The following is a 1,482-nucleotide window of genomic DNA, read 5'->3' as shown; positions in this document are numbered from 1 at the left end:
GACATTCTCTATTTGGCCCGAAAATGCGATAAAGAACGGTTGATGCAATTAGCCAAAGCCGGTTTTTGTCTAGGAGTTTTTTCCGGGGATTACAATGTAGTGATGCTATTGGCACAAGAAGGAAATACCTCTTCAGTTAATTTTTTAATAGACGTATTCCACGCAAGCCGTAATTATGCCACTGAAGGTTATGCAATGGGAGGACATTTTTCTCAAGTACAACAACAAATTGCCTTAGGCGCTGCGGTAAGTAGTGCGATTATCGGTTATGCAAAAAAAGGTTATGTACAACAAGTCAATGAATTAATCAGTGAAGGCAAGTATTTAAATGCCGCTATTTCAGGCTATGCATTCGCGGGCAATGTCGAACAAGTGAATCGATTACTTGATTTGGCAGCAAGTAATTCTATGGTTTTAAGTCGTTCTATTGCTTTAGAGTATTATGCTCGTGGCGGCCATTATGCTTCCGCTCAATTGTTGTTGGATCAAGGGGCAAATAGGAATCGGGCTGTATTAGGCTATGCATTTAGTGGTGATATTGAGCGCGTCAAAGAGCAATTAAATTTAGGCGCTGAGACTCGTTTTGCCATTTATGGTTTTGCTTTGGCAGGAAATATAGAACGATTAGAACAATTTGCAGCCCCATCACGCAACGCAACAGATATGATTCTCGGATTGGCATACAGAGGAGAGATATACTCTATTAAAAATATGCTTAAGTCCTATAAAAACCAATACATAGCGATCTATGCTTATGCCTCTGGAGGCTATTTTTCTCATGTCAATCAAATGATTCAACGTGTAGGACGCGATGGCATCCAGTTGGCCTGCGATGGCTATAAAGATGGCGGGTATTTAGGGGCGCAAAATTTACTTTACTTACTAAGCATAACCAGGGAAAACTACTTACGTAGTGCTTTGTTTCAGGCAGCCCAAAGCGGGCTGGACATGAAAAAAATGCTGCGCAAAGCAGAAAAAATTAACCTGCTGATGGAAAAGCATCAACTTACTTTTAATGAGGCCTGTGGCTATTTGGCTGTTGCAACCAATATTTTCTTGTTTCAGGGACAACAATTAGTGATGAGCAATAAGTTAAGCGCAGACTCTTACTTTTATATTTTATCGTTCATCACAGGACTCACCGAACCAGGGACACGCGCCATTTTCAGGGTTGCGAATGTCAGGGTAACTGACCGTGTTCTTAAAACAAGCCACGGCCTCTTTTCCTTTTTCTTATCCCGGGATACTTTAGATAAAACAGATGAGCACATTGTAGCACGCCGTACAAAGAGGCTAGAGGCGGTTGGTATTTCACACGAAACCTTGCGCTCTCAAAATTGAAAATACATTTTTTGACGAGTATTTGATGTTCAGTAACATTAGAGCTGCCATAGGTGTCGCTCAGCAGTTGATGAGATAAAAAATAAAACCGAACAAATTTCACAGAACCATAGTTTTACTACTGTTGCTCAATCTATTCCA

At 40.7% G+C, this 1,482-nt stretch carries 1 protein-coding gene; it reads left to right on the top strand.

The window, feature by feature from the left end; all coding sequences use genetic code 11:
• On the top strand, positions 1 to 1,341 hold a 1,341-nt coding region (locus ACQY7T_RS12165; RefSeq protein ID WP_428413776.1), incomplete at its 5' end, for a hypothetical protein.
• Positions 1,342 to 1,482 lie beyond the last annotated feature (141 nt).

The organism is Legionella sp. (genome assembly GCF_965140895.1).
Classification (GTDB): Bacteria; Pseudomonadota; Gammaproteobacteria; order Legionellales; family Legionellaceae; genus Legionella.
The sequence above is the reverse complement of the archived record's forward strand: the minus strand, read 5'-3'. Positions and strand labels throughout refer to the sequence as shown.